The following is an 18,509-nucleotide window of genomic DNA, read 5'->3' as shown; positions in this document are numbered from 1 at the left end:
TGACGACTGTCCTTAGTGGAACAACTTCGCAAGGCGGCGTCCGAAATAGAGCGCGAGCGGCATATGTAGGATAAAAGGAACGGCGCATGGCTAATTCTGCTGTCGACGAAGATGAAGCTAAATCGGCGCCACGCGCAGCGGGATCGGCAGCTGGGCGGAGCTACGAGGACGCTACTGGCGAGCGCATTGAGGACACGCTCGACATCGACAATTGGGACCCCGCCCACCGGATGGCGGAGCAGTTTGATCGTCTGCAGAGGGAGATTATTGCTGCGCAAGTCCGGGAAATGGAAACCCGCCGCGACATTCGCGAGCAGGCCTTCCCTTTGATCGCCCGACGCGAAGGTGCTCCCCGTGATGCTGGAGTTCACGAAGTCGAACTTGGCGAGTTGCGGACAGTTCAGAAGCACTTGTTGTTCAGCGGGCATGTCCAAGCTGTTGATGGGGCATCGGTCGTTCATCAGACGCTTCCGATGACGATCTTTCAGACGGCAATAGCACTTGCGACCTATCTGGGCGACCATGGGACCTGGGGCCACCGAGTGTTTCAGAAGGACGTCAAGGTCTCCGGACGCACTGCGCTTGATCGAACGCTCGCCTTACTTGCCCAACGCAAAGCAGCCGAGGATGCGGAGGAAGCGGGCGTATCGGACATGCTGCGACGCGGATTGATGGCCAATGCCGAGTTGGCGGTGATGGCGCGCAAGGCAGAAGCGCCATGGCGGATGGGCCATGGCCACCCCCTGCCGAAGGAATTGCTCACGGGGGCAGGGATGCCCGAACTGATCGAGTTGTCTGTTCCGCTTTTTCGTGAGTTGCTGCTCGACCACAAGCGCTTCGTCTATGTTCCGCGCGGATCGAACGACCGCCTACTGCGAACCATCGGCGATGCGTTACTCCCCCTTGAGTATGCGATCGTCGACGATCTGAACTCCTACATGCACGGCGTTATCACTCAAGGTCACTATGGAACGGGCCGATTCCAGAAAGCGCTTCGGATGCTTGAGAGCTTTCAGGCGGACGCCAGTGGGAAGCTCGTCGCCGGCGTCTTTCGCGTCTCGCCGCACTCGTCAAGTCAGGTGTTCTATGCCCATGCCGAACACGCCAGCGAAGCCGCTATCGTCGCGATGGCGGATGCCGTGCTTGTTGAAGCGCGAGGCTACCCGATGCTGCTCGATCTCGCCGGCGGTATTTGCCGCGAGATGTTCCCATCAGACGCGATCTTCAAGCCGGCAGCGGCGGTCATGACCCAATATGGCGCGTAAAGCGCCTCGCCCATTCAGGAGAGTGAAATGCCCAAAGCGAACCGAGACGACGAAACGGCCAGCGATGCATCGGAGGTGACTGACCGCGCGTCAAAGAGCCGTGCGGCCGTGCAGAATTTGATCGAGACATCAGAAAGGGCCGGCGGTCAGAAGAAGCTGCCGGCTGTTTACGATGGATCTTTCGGACGAACCCTGTACGACACCTCCGGCTCGTCCGATGGATCGGTGACGGTCGTGATGCCGCCGGACAAAATTCTAAGCGTAACCTCGCAGGCGCTTCTTCGTATCGAAAGCCATCCCGACGGCCGCCGCTATGTCGGAACCGTGTCGGCCGGCCCGTTCTATGATCCGGATGGTATTAGCGCTGATTCGACCGCCATGGTGATCTCGGCGGTCAATGGCGCAATCGGAATGCCCGGGCACCACGGTCGTCTTCAGCTTCAGCTGCTCGGCGAGGAGAGAGGGGGTCGCATCGGGCCTGCCAATCGGCGACCGATTCCGAATTCGCCCGTCTTCCTAGTCGATGATGCAGAGATGTCTTCTATTCTGGGCTTGGAGGGCGATTTTGCCATCGGCCGGGTAATGGGCCACGAAACAGTCGACGTACCGGTACCGGTTCACAAGAAGTCTGTACTCTACCGGCATACGGGAGTTCTGGGCACAACGGGCGGCGGCAAATCTACGACGATCACCAACTACGCCGCCGGCATCGCGGCAGAGGGGGCGGCGGTCATTCTGCTCGATACCGAAGGCGAGTACACTACCATGCACGAGGTGACCGCGGATGCCGACATGCTGGCGCTTGCTAGGGCGCAGGGTCTCCCCATTAAGGGCGTACCCAACACACATGTTCTGACGCTCGTCGGCCGTGAGCCCAGCAATCCTGACCACCCGTCACATACCGAGTTCACGCTCGAGTTCAGCGTGTTGTCGCCATGGACCGCGATAGAAATACTCGGGATGAACGATGCACAACAAGGTCGTTTCCTCGCTGCCTATGACATCGGTCGACGTCTGCTGGGCGAAATCAACGTTTTTCCGGTCAAAAAGGACGTCGAGTCAGAACGCCAGGCCTTGGATTGGGATGAAATGGAGTCGGGCTATCCACACCTGACCCTGGCGCTGCTAATCGACGTCGTCTCTGCATGCATCGCGCACCTCAAGAAAGGTGAAGTCACATTTTGGGCCAGCGACCTGATGCGCAAGCGGACGGACGCGCAGGTCAAGCTCAAAGAAATCGTTGATCAGACTGAGCTCGAGAAAGTTCCGTCGAGCTGGATGAAGGTTTCCGGCCTCCTCTGGCGCATGCACCGGTTGAAAATCTTCGATCGTGCCGACGCCGCCCGCTTAGATGTCCCGGCGATGCTCAAACCAGGTCGGGTCAACATCATCGACCTTTCAGATCTCGACAGCCCGGTGCTGCGAAACTTAGCGATCGCGCAGGTTTTGCGGCAGCTGCAGACCGAGCAGGAGCGGGCGTACGAGTTGGCAAGCGTCAAGGGGCAGACGCCGACGCCAGTTAATCTCATTATCGAGGAGGCACACGAATTTCTGTCGACGGCACGAATCCGACAGATGCCGACGTTGTATGAGCAGGTTGCCCGCATTGCAAAGCGCGGGCGTAAGCGTTGGCTGGGCTTAACCTTCGTCACGCAGCTGCCGCAGAATCTGCCCGATGAGGTGTTGGCCTTGATCAACAACTGGATTCTGCACAAGATTCAGGACGAAAGCGTCGTCGGCCGGTTGCGGCGGACTATTCCTGCTATTGATCAGAGCATGTGGCGCTCGCTTGCGTCGCTGCAGCCGGGGCAGGCCGTCGTTAGTCTTGCGCACATGCGTCGCCCGATCATGACACAGATCCATCCCTCGACCGCGAAGCTGAGACTGGAAAGCTGACAGATGTTTGAACTGTCAGACTGGTGTCGATTCGCTTGCAATAGATGTCTGCGTTAGGAGGCATAGGGTGGGAAAGGGCCGCCTGTTGTAGAAGCCGGATACACATTTTTGCTAATTAAATAATAGCGAAGAAGTAAAGTAAAATTGATTCTCTAAATATTGACGCAACCGACCAATGAGGGTGATTCTTAGTGACAGCCGTAATCGATCTCGCGAAATTCAAGGCAAAAGCAAAACTCAATGATCGGTATGCAAAACAACTAAAGCGATTGCAGGCGGCCGACATTCCTACGACGAGCATCGAGGTGGCGGTCAACGGCGCAGTCTCCAACCTTGCAAAGGCCAGCACATCGGCGCTCGTGATCTATGGTGAGCCTCAGAGTGGCAAGACCGAGATGATGATCTGTCTAACGGCGAAGCTCCTCGATCAGGGGCACAAGATCATAGTTCATCTCATGAACGACAGTGTCGATTTGCTCACGCAGAATTTGCGTCGGTTTAAGACATCCGGCCTGGCCCCAGGTCCTCGCAATTCCTCCGAGTTGCTTCAGACGTCGAACGGCCAGAAGCCTGCCGAGTTGGTTGTTTTCTGTAAAAAGAACGCGCGAGATCTCGAGAAGCTGATTGATCGACTCAATGGCACAGGAAAGATTGTCGTGATCGATGACGAGGCGGATTATGCCACGCCAAACTCCAAGATTAACAAAGGTACGAAGACGACCATTAACGACCTCGTTGGGCAGCTGATTGGCAGCGACGGCTTCTATGTCGGCGTTACCGCGACACCCGCACGACTCGACCTCAACAACACCTTCAAGAATGACACTGAAAAGTGGGTGAGCTTCCCACCACACGCCAAATACACGGGCCAGGACGTGTTCTTTCCGCTTGATAAGAAAGTGTCTTATCGCCTGACCTATCTCCAGCAGGGCGGCAATTCGCAGGAAGCGCGGGACGCGCTCGTTCGGTTTCTTGTTACGGTCGCCTACCTCAATAAGGTTGTGAACGACGAAGAGAAAAACTACACGATGCTCGTGCACACGAGCGGCAAGAAGCTCGACCATGAGGCAGACCGGACCACTATCGAAGAGGCAGTGCATGCGTTGACGGAGGCCGACAGCACGGACTTCGATACGCTGGTCACCAACGTCTATGCGACGGCGCAGCAGCTATATCCAGCGGCTGATCCCGATGAACTCACCGGCTATGTCGTGGAAAACGCTTCGCGCACGAGCCTCGTTGTGCTGAACAGCGAACGAGATCGAATAGCAGCAGGGGATAGCGCCACCGAGCCTTCCTCTCCGTTCACCATTATCATCGGCGGGAATATAGTTTCGCGCGGCGTCACCTTCCCAAATCTGCTGTCGATGTTTTTCACGCGTAATGTGCAGCACAAGTTGCAGCAGGATACTTACATCCAGCGGGCACGCATGTTCGGCGCCCGCGGTGCATATCTTGAACATTTCGAACTAACAATCCCAACCCAACTCTATGCCGATTGGCATCGTTGCTTCGTGTTTCATCGGCTGGCGCTCGCGACCGTTCGAAGCGAGTTGGGATCGCCAGTCTGGATTGGAGATAGTCGCGTGTCTGTGGCGTCGGACCCCAGCATTGATAAGGCAACCGTCGCGCTCGACAAGGGCGAGATGTCGTTCGGCATGTTCGATTATGCGGTAGAGCTAGATCAGATCGTGCTTGGTGACCCGTCGAGCATCGTCACGCTAGATGCGCTTCGCGCCAAACTCGGCAACGACGCGCTGCCGCAATTTCTGATCGACTACATCAAGGCAGTGATGGCCGGAGGGGGCGGCACGCTCGCCATTCATACAGCCTCGACGATCGCCAATTACGGCAGTACGGCCAATCACGCAGCGATCTCACGCGACAAGGGATTCATGGGTAAAAGTCAGCTTGAGCCCAAGAAATTTCCAACAGCCGTCCATCACGTGAAGATTTTCTACAATGCGAATGGACGAGCAAAGCTGTTCTACAAGTACAAGGGTAGCTTGCAGTTCATCCAGAATCTCGCATGACGTCAGGTGCGAGCGAATGTGAGGATCGTCTCGGTGCGCATTCGCTTGCCGAGCGGTTCGCTCGTCATTGGCAGATAGCGGCTGCGCAATGGTAAAGGCCGCTCGGTTTCGCTAACCAATGTCAGCCCAGCGAGGCGGGCGGCGGTAGCGACCGCATCAGAATTCCTGATGAACACGTCGCGCAGACAGGAATTTCCTACGACGAATGTCGCGCGCGCTCCGGTCTTTAGCACGCGCGCGATTTCGCTGACCATAAGACGGATGTCCTGGACATAGCGGGCGATCATCGACGCGAATTTCGTGGGAAGCTGATCGATCTCGCCCATGGCAGCTCGCATGGTTGCTAACTCGATGGCTTCATCAACCTTATCGGGCGCCCGCTCGGCACCAATGCTGTTGGAGCGGATCGCACGAAGGTCTCTAAGACGATGGCCAAGCCAGATAAGAGACAGACGATGTCCGCGCATGTAGTCAATAGCATTAAGATAGGGTGGCGACGTCAGGACCACGTCGACGCTGGCGTCCGCGACGGACGTCAGCGTTCTCGCATCGCCGAGCGTAATGGCGGCGCCGCCGGCAGGTGGGGCTTCGATCAGACGCTTCCTTACAGCGTTAATTGAGCGATCGAACATTGGTCTGACCTCGAAGTCGTTGACGTCCGCGACCTTGTGCGGTCGACTGTGCGAGACGTCGCGGGCCAGCGAAGCTCCTTTGTCCTTGGTGATGATGAGGCGGCTGAGCGCGATCTTCAATAGATCGATCGCCAAGTACTCGTCCGGGCTGGAGAGTTCCCCGCTAAGCTGATCCAAGGCACAAGCGATTCGGCGCAACTCGGCTTTCTGCGGATCAGCGAACCAGAAGTCGGCAAACGCCGCTGTCTCGGGATCATTGTCCATCCAGGGTAGGATGGCTTCTTTTACAGATATCGCATCGATTCGTTTATTTACGCGCTCAGCGAGATCGAGGACCAACCTATCGTCGACTGCGGCCGTCAACACGCGGGTCATGAGCACTGCGAGAGGGTCCATATCGAAGCCAATCGCCTGGTGACCGAGATCGGTCGCCTGACGAAGAACGGTTCCAGAACCTGCCATCGGGTCGAGCACTAGGCCTGCGGAGGATAGCTCGTTTAGTTTTTCGAGAGCCAGTTCCGGTGCCATACGTGCCGGGAAGGGATGAATGGAGCGGATCACGTTCGACCTCCCGGTATATCTTTGTCCGAAACTTACCGCATCCTTCGGACAACGTAAAGCTCAGAGTTGCTTTTGTCCGAAACTTACCGCATCTTTCGGACAAAGAGGTGAGTCATGCGCGGCCCTTCGCTCGATCTCAAGCCACAGATTCTCGACCGCATTGCAGCGGCTCCAAGTGCTGTCTGGACACCTGTGGACTTTCTCGACATCGGACCTCGCGCCGCCACAGACAAGGCACTCCAACGCCTCGTGAAAACCAAAGAGCTGCAGCGTCTTGATCGGGGCTTGTACTACATGCCGCGCAAAAATAGCCTGACGGGCCGTTCGAGCGCCCCGGAGACACACGCCGTAATTGACGCTGTAAGTCGACGCGACCAGGCCCGCCTTGTCGTCGACGGCCTCACTGCGGCGAATGATCTAGGTCTCACAACTGCCGTTCCCTCACAGGTAGTTGTACTCAGCGATGCGCGTCTGCGTCCAATAAAACTGGGCAACCAAACTATCAAGTTTAGGCAGGCTGCGCCAAGCCGGCTTTTCTGGGCCGGACGGCCTGCGATGCGAGTCGTCCAAGCCTTATACTGGCTTCAAGACGTTATAACATCAGGGAATGAAGCGGACAGCACGGCACGGCTTCGGAACTTACTCGGTGATCAGGCAAGAGGACAACCGGTCCGCGACGATCTCCGCGAGGGCCTACCCACCTTGCCAATATGGATGCAATCCTATCTCCGGGAGGTGTTGCAGGACGCCGATCCGTCTCCTGAACTCCCTCTTGGAAGGGCGATGAGACACACAGTTTCGACCAAGTTTCCTCGCGTTAAGCGCCAAAGCTTGCGGTCGATCGAAAAAACCGAAGGGTCCGATAATTTGGCAGAAACCCGAAGAAAACCCAACAACAGAGCTTCGATGAAGACCTCATGACGAACCTTGCATTCGCACGCGTATTAGTGGCCCGTGACTGCACGCGGTTGATGCAAGCCCTGAGCATGATTCCCACAACAAACTATAATGTCCATCAAGCTTATAGCAGCAATGCTCCTCACTTTATTCTATCGTCGTGCCCGTATCGAGCGACATCACGGATCACTATTTGTGCTGAAAAAATCGCATGATTGGCAGTGTGGAACTGTCGCGCGTTGGTGAGCGCTGACCCACCAAAAGCCGTCCGACTGCATGCGGCTCCGTTTGTCCTTCAACGTCACAATAGGCACCTAGCGCAAACGGGCCGGAAGTCAGTCTCACATTTGGACGATCGCTCGAAGCTGAGTGTTTGGCGTCGCTAGGCATTGATTGGCCAACCCACACCCGCACCGCCTCCGTTCTCTGGAATAAAATCGATGCCGGCAATGGATTGCCTTAAAAAAGCATTCGATTGATGCGATGAGGGCTACGCAACCCTCCTTCGAAATCCACAACCGTAGCCCGCGAGACTCCTGGAGTTTCGGCCGGCTCAGCTTGGCTCCAGCTTAGTAATTTTTTTGCGCCCGGCATCAGCTCGCTTAGCAATGTCCAGACGATTTGTATTATTTTCGCCAAGCGCGCGCGAGATCTTTCTACCAAGCCGCAACCTATCTTGAAGCTAGCCCAGCCTCCACCAATCGCCGAAACGCTTCCGATCTGGTGGGAAGATCTGGCTGCGTGCGACGCCATTCATCTACGCGCGCAAGTAAGTCGGCCGAGAGCCGCAACTCGAAGCGTTCAGTTTTGTTGTCGAGAGGATCAGGAACGTTTGACAATGGCGTGTCCGTAATGTACGGTATGTACGTAATGTGGTTCGCACTTGGTGGCCGAACGTCGTGCTCCAACACATCGTTCGGCCTAGCCGCAACCCAAGCTGTATGGAGCTCGGATCATGATTGATTCCGACAATACCACGTCTTTGTCTCTCGTCACCCGCAGGAGAGCAATTGTAGGAACGACAATTCCAGCTGCGAGACCAAGCCTAACCGCGTTTGCGTACAGTGATCTGGGCGCGAGCCGATCAATTGGTCCTGCAGTAGCGCGTCGTGCGGATGTCGGCAGGCTCACGAAAAGACTGAATGGGTGTGCTGCCAGCAGCAGCGCCTGGAGCGGACCCGCCGGAACGATTGGATATCCGTCTGCAAGCAGTTGTGTGCTGATGCGGCCATAACGATCTGGCAACCCATCAGGCAAGCTAGGATCCCGCAGCTAGGAGGGTGGATCGCGCAGATACCGAATGTCTAACTCCGCAACATTGCCGAACGAAATGCGAGGCTGCAAATCGAGCAACCGCATCAAACAGAGACGACATCGCCAAATTTACTATCAAGCCCGAGGATCTAAGAGCCGTACACCTTCACCCTTTTGGCCGGCCGACAAGAATTCGACACCCGCTTTTGTCAAGGCCGCCTCAATGGCCTGCAAAGTGCTGATCCGGGAATCCACCTTGCCGTTTTCCAACCGGGTCAGCGCATTCAGCGATACAATTGCCTTGTCAGCAAGCTCCTGCTGCGACCAACCAAGCAAAGCTCGTGCGGCTCGAATCTGTCGTGGACTGACCATGAGTCCACAATCGGCAGGCGGATTTTCTTTGCCACCTATAGGGTTATTTTACACCCTGTAAGGTATATAAAATGGCGAGTCGGCTTTCAGGCAACCTCGACGCGAAGTACCCGGCGCGTACGCGACAGACTCTCGATCTGGCTGACCAGTGGAGCATCGAACGGCCTTGTTGAAACCGCAACGTTCCGTCCTACTTCGGATGGAGCCGAAGCCAAAGATCGACAGTGACCCTCATCCCGCCGATCAGCATGTCGGCAGGCAGATTGCGACCGTCCGCGTCCAATCAGACGTCTCGCAGGCCCAGCTTGCCCGTTCGATAGGCATCAGCTTCCAGCAGCTCCAGAAGTACGAAAACGCGCGGAATCGTGTGAGCGCGTCGATGCTCTACGAGATCGCCAGCTCGCTCGGCGTTCCGGTCAGCCGCTTCTTCGAAGGCCTGCCGGGAAACGATGAGACCCGCGTCGAGGGGAGGCCCCTGCCGGTCGATGAGCGCCTGGGTTTCATCGCCAGCGCGGAAGGGCGGCGCCTGATCGAGGGACTGGTGAACCTCCCACCGCGAGTGCGCGGTCGCGTCTCGTCCCTGATCGCAGCGTTAGGAGAAGAGCTGGTCCTGCCAGATACAGAGGCGGATAGCGAAACGACCGGCGTATCGGCGCCGGCCGAATGCAAGACGGTCTGACGGCCGGTCGGGGCCGTCAGCCGAATTTTCGGGCAGCGGGCAGGGCGATGCGGCCGCAAGCCGAGGACACTTCGATTTCGACGCCGAACGCCCGCGATCGGGTCGCGAATCCCCCGAGGACCTCTCGCGCCGCGCTTCCCGTCACGGCTACGGGCACCAGTCTGCCCGTTGCCGATCCGAGAGAATGGGCTTCCGCCCCGATCACGACGGGCAGGAGGTCTATCCCTGCTAAGTTTCCGCTTGCATCATAGCGGCACGCGGCGACAATGCTTTGCCAGACTTCCGGTGGATCCCATTCGGTTTCGTCGGCGTGGACGTGGAAGAGGAAATTTCCGAGGCCGTAGAAGATCGGCGAGCCATTGTAGATTTCCACGGCCTGTAGAACCGGAGCGCCGTGGCTGACGAAGAGGTTGGCGCCGGCGTCGATGCACATCCGCGCAAAGGTCTGCACCCAGCGCGGTACGTCCTGCCAACCTGGTTCCCAATGATGGTGGTGCAGATAGGCAATGACGAAATCGCCTTGTGCCGCGGCGTGCCGGATGGCGGACAGATGGGCACTCGCGCTCCGCTGTTCGACTTCGATCAGACGGCCGAAGTCTTCGGCATGCGTGAACACGGTGCCGTAGAAATTGATCTCCTTGCCGGCCGCCACCGCCACTGGGTCCTCCGGTTGTGCATAGTTGGCCAGTTCAAAGGGGGAGCTTTGCAAATGAGCGCCCAGCCTTGCCAGTCTGCGGAAATGTCCGTCCGGCACCCCCATCTTGCGCACGGTGTTCAGACGAGTGACGCCGGGCCGAGCCGGCCGGAAGGCCGTGCGATCTTCGGCATACATGTTGGTCGGGCCGGGGCCTGCATCCATGGCAAGAAGCGCGACCTCGCGCGCGCCCAGCCGGCGGCGGCCCGGTTTCCTCGCGTCAGTCTCGTTGGCCCCGATGCCGGCATGCAGGAAGCCACGCGCTTCCACCTCCTCCAGTGTCGAGAGGATGCCGCCAGCTCCGAGATCGAAGGCATGGTTGTTTGCAAGCGCAAGCGCATTGAAACCAATGGCCTGCAATGCGTCGAGTACCTCAGCCCTGGAATATCCAAAGTATTTGCCCTTGGTCGGCCACCCGCCGTGCTTGCCCAGGATCGTCGACTCGAAGTTGGTGAAGACGACGTCACCTTGGCCCAGGAAGTCCGTAACCGCGATGAAGCGTTCGTCATTGACGTCACGGATGTCGTGCTTGATCAGGGATTGGCCGGTAACGACCGCGCAGAACTGGTCTTTCATGGAAGCTCGCCTTGAAGGAGGGGAGGGCGCTGGCTTTCGGCCAGCGCCACGTCAATGTCGAAGTCGGGTGCCGGGCCTATTGGGAGAGGGCCGGTGAGATATCGCTTTTGAACCATTTCAGGCTCAGCGCCTTGATCGTCCCGTCCTTGGTGGCCGCGTCGATGGCCGCGTTGAACTTGGCGAGCAACTCGGTATCGTCCTTGCGCATGCCGGCGCCGACGCCTGGCCCCCAGAGCCCGCCCTTCAGTTCCGGCCCGAAAAACACCGCGTCCGAACCGGCAGGCGTCTCCAGAAAATCCCGCCAGGTGAAATAGTCGGCAAGGCCGCCGTCGATGCGACCCGCGGCAAGATCGAGCTTCAGGTTGTCCAGGCTGTCATAACTGCGAATGGTCACGACATCGCCCAGGATTTCCTTCACGACGGCTTCCGAATTCGACGAGCGCAGGGCCCCGATCGCCTTGCCGGCGAGTGTCGATCGGAGCCGTTCAATGGTCGCCTTCTCCTTGTCGCCGAGGGTCGAAAGGTTGACCTTTTGCTTGGTGTCGCCGGCGTCGAGACCCAGGTCCTTGCGCACCACGAACTGGTTGAAGCCGGCGGCGTAGGGGATCGAGAACGCGATTGACTGCTTGCGTTTTTCTGTAATCGCCATGCCGGACATGATCACGTCGAACTTGCCGACAAGCAGTGCCGGGATGATCCCGTCCCAATCCTGCGGGACGAAGGTGCATTTGTTCTCGATGCGACGGCAAAGCTCCAGTCCGACATCGATATCGTAACCGTAGAGCTGACCGTTCGCGTCGGTGCCGTCCCAGGGCGGCGAGGCGCCTTCAGTGGCAATCGATATGACGCTCTTGCTTTCGGCGCTGGCCGGAAATGCCGACATCAGGGATGCGATAGAAACAGCAATAGCCAGGGGTATGCGCATGATGCACCTCTTCGTTGGTTTGGATGGTTGGATGGAAAGGAAAGCTCAACAGCCGCGGCGTCAGGGCAGGGGCGTCGTCGTGATCTCGTGATCAGGTAGGGCAGGGCGCAATCGCGCTTTTCGTCGACGCGTCGGACGGTCGCCAGTCGACAGTCGCCGCTCCAGGAACTGCATGGCTTTTACGGCAATCGACGTCAGCGATAGATAGATCGCTCCGGCGACGATGAAGATCTCGTAGGGTGCGAACGTGGTCGACACCATCTGTCTCGCCATGCCCGTGATCTCGAGCAGCGTTACGGTGCTCGCCAGGGACGACCCCTTGATCATGCCCACGACCTCGTTGCCGTAGGCCGGAAGCGATATCCTGAAAGCGATCGGGAAGGTGACCAGGCGAGCGATCTGGAAGCGTTTCAAGCCGAGAGACGTGGCCGCCTCGGTGACACCCTTCGGTACGGACTGAAGCCCGCGGCACAGGATCTCGGTGGTGTGTGCCGCGCTGTTCAGCGAAAACGTCAGAAGGGCGCACCATAAAGGGTCGCGCAGAATGACCCAGAAGATGCTGGCTCGCACCGCCTCGATCTGAGCGAGGCCGTAGTAGAGCAGGAAGAGCTGAACCAGCATCGGCGTGCCGCGAATGACATAGGTGTATGCGAGCACCGCGAGGGAGAGGCCCGGACGTCCGAATGCGCGGATGAAGGCCAGCGGCACGGACAGAAGAAATCCGGCCGTCAGCGACAAGACCGTCAGGATCAATGTGAGACCAACGCCCGAAGGCAGGACAACCAGTGCGTCAAACATCAAGCCGAGGTTCATGGGTCGCTCCCTCCTACCGGCCGAGTGCGGGATAGCGCCGCTCAGCCAGTTGGATCGACAGCAGCGTGACCGTGGTCAGCGAGAGGTAGAGAGCGGCGGCGGCAAGGTAGAAGGTCAATGGTGCGCGCAAGGATCCGGCCCCCACATACGCAACGCGCATGATGTCGGTCAGGCCGACGATCGAAACCAGCGCGGTATCCTTGAAGAGCGAAATCCAGAGATTGCCGTAGGCCGGCAGCGCCAGCCGCAGCATCTGCGGTCCGATGATGAACACCCAGCGCTGCCAGGCGTTCAGCCCAAGCGACTTTGCCGCTTCGGTCTGACCCGCTGGCACAGCCGCGATCGCGCCGCGAAACACTTCGGTCGCATAACCGCTGAAGACCACCGAGAGTGCGATAACCCCTGCGGTGAATGCGTTCACCTCCACATACCGGCCGGCGATCTTGCTGGCGAGGGTGGTTCCGCCGAAGTAGATGAGCAGGATAATCAGAAGTTCTGGTACGCCCCGCACAACCGTGGTGTAGGCCGTCACGACACTGTTGAGGCGCGGCTGTGCCGTGCCCTTCGAAATCGCCAGAAACAACCCAAATGCCGTACCCAAGCAGCCGCTGACAAAAGCCAGGCTTATGGTCACGGTGAGTGCGACAGCAAACTGAGTAGTAAAACCACCCATGGGGCGCATTCCTCGACCCGTAATACCGCAGGATACGTCGGCTCTTGTCGCTCAGACAAAGTCACATAACCCAAAGTTGCGAATTGTTATATTTGTAATTTGGAGTTAATTTGACATATTCGCTAATTGTATCGCCTGAAATTACACACTCAATCTATAATTTTTATTATTTTATCTATAACTAACCGTTATATACTGAGGCGGTTCATTGCTCCCCGCGTTGGCGTTGTCTGCTTCCCGGGTGGCGCCATCAGGGAAAGGAGCGCAGGGAATGGAGTTGCTGCAGAGCGACCTGAAGCTCCGTCAACTGAAGGTCTTCCGAGAAGTGTTGCGAGCCGGTTCGACAAGGCGAGCGGCGGTATCGCTCGGGATAAGCCAGCCGGCCGTCAGTCAACACGTGAAGCAACTCGAGACCACGCTCGGCATCACACTCTTCAAGAGATCAGCCAACCGCATCGTCCCCTTGCAGGAAGCCTGGGAACTCCTGCGAAACGTAGAACTTGCCCTGACATCCCTGGATCGGCTGGGAGCGTCGATCTTCGCGATGAAGAACGACGAAAAGCAACGGATTGCGATTGCCGCGCCTTCTGTTTTCGGTTTCGTGACCTTGCCCAAGGTGGTCGCGATCATCCACTCAAGGACCGCTTCGAATGTCCGGTCGATTTCGGGAAGCTACGATCAGATCGGCGAACACATCCTGGCCGGGCGTGCCGATCTCGGCATCTCGAGGTTGCCGCTGGATCCACGGCTGTTCGAGTGGGCGCCGCTTGGGTCGGCGCGCAATGTTTGCATCTTTCATCCCGACCACCGCTTTTCAAAACAGACCTGCATTGAGGCTCAAGACCTGGCAGGCGAAACGATCGTCGATATAGATCCCCAGTTCGCCGCCCACCAAATGAACTTCAATGCCTTGCGTTTCGCCGGCGTTGAGCCAGACATACTGGTGGAATTCGACTGCAACGGTCACGAAGCCGGATACGTCTCGGCTGGCCTAGGCATTTCGATAACCAATGAAATCATCGCGCGTGAATACGCGGCGTTTCACCTCGAAGCAAAACCGGTGGAACCGTCCGCGCTCTATCACTACGTTGCGATTTGGCAGAAGGGCAGGACCTTTTCCAACGCATTGAATGTCTCGCTCGAGGCGATCATCGCTGCGTTTTCCGAGACGCCGCCTGCGAGAGGGTGATCGTCCCTTGAGGAGAGATGTCCTCGACAGCCGCTGCACTTGAACAAGGGCAACGGGTTCATTTTAGCAAAAAACAGTCAGTCCGCGGGCTTTTTTTGAACAAAATAGCCCCGATGTCAGGTCGTCTTGATGCTGACCTTGCGGCGCTTCGCCGGCGCCGGCGACGCTAATGGTTCAGGCGCTACGGCCTTCCGTCCCAGGCCGATCGCCTTCGCCATCATCGATCGCGCGGCGGCATAGTTCGGCGCAACCATTGGGTAATCGGAGGGCAGGGCCCATTTCGCGCGGTACGCATCCGGCGACAGATCGTAGTGAGTGCCTAAGTGCCGTTTGAGCGATTTGAACTTCTTGCCGTCCTCCAGGCAGACGATGAAATCGGGCGTCACCGATTTCGTGATCAGGACAGCGGGTGTAGGCTTCTCTTCCGCTTTGGGTGCGGGTGCTTCGCGCAGCTTGCTGATCGCTTCATAGGTATCGGCAATTATACGAGCGAGTTCCGCAACTGGAACCGGATTGTTGCTGACATAGGCGGAAACGATGTCGGCGGTCATCTCGAGCAATTCCGCGTCGGACTTGATAAGATCTTCAGGCATTTGGCCAACCCTTTATTTGCTCTTCAGTCGCCGTAGCCCGATCTACGTCAGCAGCCTCGCTACAGCAAAGCGCACCGGGTGCGCAAGACAAGAAGTCGCAAAGAGTGGGATCACGAGATGGGATGGGACGGATGCCACCCGTCGGCAATATTGCCGACGGGACAGCGGAATGCAAATGCGCTGACGGACAGCGAATGGGCGGTGATCGAGCCGTTCCTGCCGGGAGCGAAGCCGACGGGACGACCGCGGACGACCGAACTGCGGTCGGTGGTGGATGCTCTCCTCTATATCGCCTGGACCGGCTGCCCAGTGGCGGGCGTTGCCGGATCGCTTCCCGCCGGTTTCGACGGTTCAACGCTGTTTCTATGCCTGGCGGGACAATGGGCTGTTGAAGACCATCAACTTCCATCTGGTGGCCGAGGCACGCCTGACCCTTGGTCGCGAGGCGAGCCCGAGCGCCAGCGTCATCGACAGCCAATCGGCAAAGGCCACGGATGTGCCGGTTTGCGTGGCTACGAAGCCGGCAGGAAGATCAAAGGCCGCAAGCGCCATATCATCACTGATACCGAGGGGGCACCTGGTCGGGCTGACGGTGCATACGGCCGACATCCAGGACAGGGATGGGGCAGTCGGCGTCATCGCCTCCATTCGACAGCTTTACCCGTGATTGCGCCATCTGTTCGCCGTCGGCGCCATCCGGAGAAAAACTGACGCAGGCTGTAGCCGATCTCGGCACGTGGACCATCGAAATCATCAAGCGCTCCGACACGGCCAAAGGCTTTGAGGTGCTGCCGCGACGATGGGTCGTGAACCGCTGTACAATGTTGCCAAGTTTGCCTTTGAGTGGTCGGTGCGCATCGAGCGTCCAAGCCGTAGGCGGCAGCTTGTTGAGGTTCGATAACGCTGCCGACGGAGACATCGACTTGTCGCGCACGCGTCCGTTGCCGTTTGCATCTCGACCGACCGTCATCAGAAGAGACCAAGTGGAAACCCGCTCTGACGTATGGAGACTCGGTCATCAGATGCGTCTCAAAGGAATCTTGGAGGCTGCGGCAAGGCCTTCGACTACATTCTTCTGGGCTCGAGACCGCCGAATGAGCAGCGTGGAGATTGTGCTTGCTTCTATAGCCACTAGAGGGTGTAGAGCGATCAATCGAATTGATGAGCGCCGTCCCACGCAGACTGAAGCGCGTTAAATCCACCGGCAGGGGGCCCAGTGTACCTGCGCGAACAACGCCAGCCCCCAAATCAAATTACGCAAGCCGAGCACACAATCGCATGAACCAAGCTAAGTCAGGCAAATCGGCTATTGCAGGCATTCAGCAACCGGCAAACCGTCAGCTTCCCGAGCGGGCGACGCTGATAACTATCGTGCTTCTTACCAGTTCTGTATTGGTCTTTCTGGCTCTCGCAAGTCTCGTCATCCGCAACTGGACGGCGGATTTCGATAGGGCCATCCTCTTGATTATGCGCAATCCGACGGATCTCGCCGACCCGATCGGTCCGACCTGGTTTGAAGAACTGATGCGGGACGTCACCGGCCTCGGGGGCTTAGGGTTGCTCACATTCGTCACGCTCACCGTCGCTGGATTTCTGGCGCTCAGCGGCTCGCTTCGCAATGCCATCGCGGTCATCCTGGCTGTGGGGAGTGGTGTGATCCTGAGCTCCTTGCTGAAATACGGCTTCGATCGCCCTCGTCCGGATCTGGTTGCCTACGGCACGCGTATATACACCTCCAGCTTTCCGAGTGGGCACGCCTTCATGGCGGCCACCGTCTACTTTACCTTAGGCATCATGCTGGCGCGCAAGTTTGAACCCCTACGGCTGCGCGTCTTCATAATGGCCATCTCGATGCTGGTCACATTCGCGGTTGGGGCAAGCCGACTCTATCTTGGTGTCCACTGGCCGACCGACGTGATCGCCGGCTGGTCGATTGGCGCCGGTTGGGCCCTGTTCTGTTCGACTTTGATGGTACGATTGAAGGCGGACTGAGACGAGGAGCCCTATCGTTGGGGTGACGAGGAAAGTCGCGGGATCGACGGCGTCGCCCTTCCCGTTCACGAGCCTTCGTCAACGCGTGGTCGCGGGCGGTGCATGGACATTTATCGCCCGTCTAACGATCTTGAAATGCGCTGGCGTCCAGGTGGTAAGTTCGCCGTCGGTGTTCACGGGCCTGGGACGACTCGTCTTCACCACAAGTTCGGTCGTCGCAAAGGCGCGCACGTCATCCCATTTGCCCTGCGTCCCCTTGCGTAGGCTGGGCAACAGGGTCAACAGCCTCCACCAATGATCGACCTCAAGGCTGTAGAAATCGAGTTGTCCATCGTCGGCGGTCGCCGTCTCCTCCACGCTCATACCGCCACCGTAGTATTTGCCATTGCCTACGGAAACCTGAAGCGTTCGGATTTTTTCGGTCGAACCGTCGTGCTCGAGATAAGCAGTGAAAAGCCGCGAACGAGCCAGCAGGCGCGCCGCCACCAAGGCATATCCGAGTTTACCGAAACGCTTCTTGGCCTTCTCGGTAAGCTGAGCGGCGAGTTCCGCGCTGAAGCCAATGCTGGCGACATTGAAGAAGAGTTGTCCGTTCACCTCGCCCAGATCCATCGGCCTCGGTTGCCCCGAGACGATCAGCGCTGCCGCCTTGAGGGGATCGGGTGGGATGCCGACCGTCCTGGCGAAGTCGTTGGCGGTGCCCAGAGGCAAAACCCCAAGTGGCAGGCCCGTCTCCAACAGCCCTTTCGCCGATGAGTTCAATGTTCCATCTCCACCGCCGAGGACTATCAAATCGCAATCGCTGCGACGGCGAAGAATGATGTCGGAAACGGTTTCTCCCTTCCCGATCTGATCTTCCAATAGGGTAAGACCTCCGCCTTCCAACGTCTTTCGGACATCATCTGCCACCTTCCGTCCGTTACGGGCGTTAGGATTGACGATGAAGAGCGCCCGCCTGTCCGGTTTTATGTTCGTCATGCGGCTTCCACTCGCCCAATATGGCAACACTCACAATATCTAATTGGCTACGAGGCCCGGCTGCCGCTACCTTGCCGGCACGGACAAGTGAGCGCAGCTTCGTCAGATGAGCCACGACCACCATCACGTCCATTCGCACGAAGAGGATAAGCCGGGTCATGGGGCGACGCACGCGCACGTCCCCCGCCCCGCTCCCCGATCATTGACGGATCCTTACTTCACGCTCGTTCGCAAGCCCTAACTCCATCGGCGGCTCAGCGCGAGAGCCGCCGATGTCATAAGAATGTGAAGTGTATCACTTCTTGCGCGCGCCACCCTTGTCGCGGTGGCCGTGTTGATCAACATCTCCCGGCTTGTGGTCGGGATGGTCATGGTGCTCGCCGGGTACCTCTTTTTGGCCGGGCTTGTCGCGGTGGCCGTGCTGATCGACATCCCCTGGCTTGTGGCCAGGATGATCGTGATGTTGGCCGGGTTTTTCTTGCGCCAT

15 protein-coding genes and 1 pseudogene are annotated in these 18,509 nt (G+C 58.2%); 8 read left to right on the top strand and 8 right to left on the bottom strand.

Translation table 11 applies throughout. The features are described 5' to 3' along the window. The first annotated feature begins 86 nt into the window (after window positions 1–86). From MESS2_RS27820 to MESS2_RS27810, 3 genes are all read left to right on the top strand, one after another. Window positions 87–1,265 carry a hypothetical protein gene (locus tag MESS2_RS27820; protein ID WP_008877941.1) on the top strand — a complete coding sequence of 393 codons (1,179 nt, stop codon included), beginning with the start codon at window positions 87–89 and terminating at the stop codon, window positions 1,263–1,265. 27 nt (window positions 1,266–1,292) lie between these two features. Then, entirely contained in the window at window positions 1,293–3,161 is a 1,869-nt protein-coding gene (locus MESS2_RS27815; RefSeq protein WP_008877940.1) for an ATP-binding protein, read from the top strand. 191 nt (window positions 3,162–3,352) lie between these two features. Beyond that, entirely contained in the window at window positions 3,353–5,194 is a 1,842-nt protein-coding gene (locus tag MESS2_RS27810) for a Z1 domain-containing protein (protein ID WP_008877939.1), read from the top strand. Window positions 5,195–5,196: 2 nt separating this feature from the next. Here the strand turns inward: MESS2_RS27810 and MESS2_RS27805 are convergent, their stop codons facing one another. After that, the gene (locus MESS2_RS27805) at window positions 5,197–6,387 is read right to left on the bottom strand and encodes a class I SAM-dependent methyltransferase (RefSeq protein ID WP_008877938.1); all 1,191 of its coding nucleotides are present in this window, start codon (window positions 6,385–6,387) and stop codon (window positions 5,197–5,199) included. Between the two features lie 114 nt (window positions 6,388–6,501). On the opposite strand from MESS2_RS27805, the gene MESS2_RS33610 reads away from it, so the two are divergent. Then, a complete protein-coding gene (locus MESS2_RS33610) occupies window positions 6,502–7,308 on the top strand; it encodes a DUF6088 family protein (protein WP_008877937.1) in 807 nt (268 codons plus the stop codon). Between the two features lie 1,365 nt (window positions 7,309–8,673). Here the strand turns inward: MESS2_RS33610 and MESS2_RS27790 are convergent. Beyond that, entirely contained in the window at window positions 8,674–8,910 is a 237-nt protein-coding gene (locus MESS2_RS27790; RefSeq protein ID WP_008877933.1) for a helix-turn-helix domain-containing protein, read from the bottom strand. Between the two features lie 166 nt (window positions 8,911–9,076). Here MESS2_RS27790 and MESS2_RS27785 point away from each other — a divergent pair, with 166 nt between their 5' ends. Continuing rightward, a complete protein-coding gene (locus tag MESS2_RS27785) occupies window positions 9,077–9,589 on the top strand; it encodes a helix-turn-helix domain-containing protein (protein WP_244440103.1) in 513 nt (170 codons plus the stop codon). A 16-nt stretch (window positions 9,590–9,605) separates the two neighbouring features. Here the strand turns inward: MESS2_RS27785 and MESS2_RS27780 are convergent, their stop codons facing one another. The 4 genes from MESS2_RS27780 to MESS2_RS27765 form a co-directional block, all read right to left on the bottom strand. Beyond that, window positions 9,606–10,859, bottom strand: a complete 1,254-nt coding sequence (locus MESS2_RS27780) for a CapA family protein (protein ID WP_008877931.1) — start codon at window positions 10,857–10,859, stop codon at window positions 9,606–9,608. A 76-nt stretch (window positions 10,860–10,935) separates the two neighbouring features. Next, a complete protein-coding gene (locus tag MESS2_RS27775) occupies window positions 10,936–11,784 on the bottom strand; it encodes a transporter substrate-binding domain-containing protein (RefSeq protein ID WP_008877930.1) in 849 nt (282 codons plus the stop codon). A gap of 60 nt (window positions 11,785–11,844) precedes the next feature. Next, on the bottom strand, window positions 11,845–12,597 hold the full coding sequence (locus MESS2_RS27770) for an ABC transporter permease (RefSeq protein ID WP_008877929.1): 753 nt from the start codon (window positions 12,595–12,597) through the stop codon (window positions 11,845–11,847). 13 nt (window positions 12,598–12,610) lie between these two features. Then, window positions 12,611–13,270 (bottom strand): ABC transporter permease subunit, encoded by a 660-nt coding sequence (locus MESS2_RS27765; RefSeq protein WP_008877928.1) that lies wholly within the window; start codon window positions 13,268–13,270, stop codon window positions 12,611–12,613. 271 nt (window positions 13,271–13,541) lie between these two features. On the opposite strand from MESS2_RS27765, the gene MESS2_RS27760 reads away from it, so the two are divergent. Continuing rightward, on the top strand, window positions 13,542–14,459 hold the full coding sequence (locus MESS2_RS27760) for a LysR family transcriptional regulator (RefSeq protein ID WP_008877927.1): 918 nt from the start codon (window positions 13,542–13,544) through the stop codon (window positions 14,457–14,459). A 116-nt stretch (window positions 14,460–14,575) separates the two neighbouring features. Here the strand turns inward: MESS2_RS27760 and MESS2_RS27755 are convergent, their stop codons facing one another. Then, window positions 14,576–15,052 carry a Ros/MucR family transcriptional regulator gene (locus tag MESS2_RS27755; RefSeq protein ID WP_008877926.1) on the bottom strand — a complete coding sequence of 159 codons (477 nt, stop codon included), beginning with the start codon at window positions 15,050–15,052 and terminating at the stop codon, window positions 14,576–14,578. A gap of 117 nt (window positions 15,053–15,169) precedes the next feature. On the opposite strand from MESS2_RS27755, the pseudogene MESS2_RS32855 reads away from it, so the two are divergent. Both MESS2_RS32855 and MESS2_RS27745 read left to right on the top strand, forming a co-directional pair. Beyond that, window positions 15,170–15,867: pseudogene (locus tag MESS2_RS32855) on the top strand (IS5 family transposase); the annotation flags it as partial. 463 nt (window positions 15,868–16,330) lie between these two features. Next, the gene (locus MESS2_RS27745) at window positions 16,331–17,044 is read left to right on the top strand and encodes a phosphatase PAP2 family protein (protein ID WP_008877923.1); all 714 of its coding nucleotides are present in this window, start codon (window positions 16,331–16,333) and stop codon (window positions 17,042–17,044) included. Window positions 17,045–17,122: 78 nt separating this feature from the next. Here the strand turns inward: MESS2_RS27745 and MESS2_RS27740 are convergent, their stop codons facing one another. After that, window positions 17,123–18,022 (bottom strand): lipid kinase, encoded by a 900-nt coding sequence (locus MESS2_RS27740; protein ID WP_008877922.1) that lies wholly within the window; start codon window positions 18,020–18,022, stop codon window positions 17,123–17,125. Window positions 18,023–18,509 lie beyond the last annotated feature (487 nt).

Origin of the sequence: Mesorhizobium metallidurans STM 2683, from assembly GCF_000350085.1 — a bacterium.
In the GTDB taxonomy this organism is placed as follows: domain Bacteria; phylum Pseudomonadota; class Alphaproteobacteria; order Rhizobiales; family Rhizobiaceae; genus Mesorhizobium; species Mesorhizobium metallidurans.
The sequence above is the reverse complement of the archived record's forward strand: the minus strand, read 5'-3'. Positions and strand labels throughout refer to the sequence as shown.

Bases quoted from the DNA above. Each gene is read 5' to 3' on its own strand.
- MESS2_RS27755 (WP_008877926.1), bottom strand. From the start codon at position 15,052: ATGCCTGAAGATCTTATCAAGTCCGACGCGGAATTGCTCGAGATGACC.
- MESS2_RS27815 (WP_008877940.1), top strand. From the start codon at position 1,293: ATGCCCAAAGCGAACCGAGACGACGAAACGGCCAGCGATGCATCGGAG.
- MESS2_RS27780 (WP_008877931.1), bottom strand. From the start codon at position 10,859: ATGAAAGACCAGTTCTGCGCGGTCGTTACCGGCCAATCCCTGATCAAG.
- MESS2_RS27790 (WP_008877933.1), bottom strand. From the start codon at position 8,910: ATGGTCAGTCCACGACAGATTCGAGCCGCACGAGCTTTGCTTGGTTGG.
- MESS2_RS27740 (WP_008877922.1), bottom strand. From the start codon at position 18,022: ATGACGAACATAAAACCGGACAGGCGGGCGCTCTTCATCGTCAATCCT.
- MESS2_RS33610 (WP_008877937.1), top strand. From the start codon at position 6,502: ATGCGCGGCCCTTCGCTCGATCTCAAGCCACAGATTCTCGACCGCATT.
- MESS2_RS27765 (WP_008877928.1), bottom strand. From the start codon at position 13,270: ATGGGTGGTTTTACTACTCAGTTTGCTGTCGCACTCACCGTGACCATA.
- MESS2_RS27775 (WP_008877930.1), bottom strand. From the start codon at position 11,784: ATGCGCATACCCCTGGCTATTGCTGTTTCTATCGCATCCCTGATGTCG.
- MESS2_RS27820 (WP_008877941.1), top strand. From the start codon at position 87: ATGGCTAATTCTGCTGTCGACGAAGATGAAGCTAAATCGGCGCCACGC.
- MESS2_RS27745 (WP_008877923.1), top strand. From the start codon at position 16,331: ATGAACCAAGCTAAGTCAGGCAAATCGGCTATTGCAGGCATTCAGCAA.
- MESS2_RS27760 (WP_008877927.1), top strand. From the start codon at position 13,542: ATGGAGTTGCTGCAGAGCGACCTGAAGCTCCGTCAACTGAAGGTCTTC.
- MESS2_RS27770 (WP_008877929.1), bottom strand. From the start codon at position 12,597: ATGAACCTCGGCTTGATGTTTGACGCACTGGTTGTCCTGCCTTCGGGC.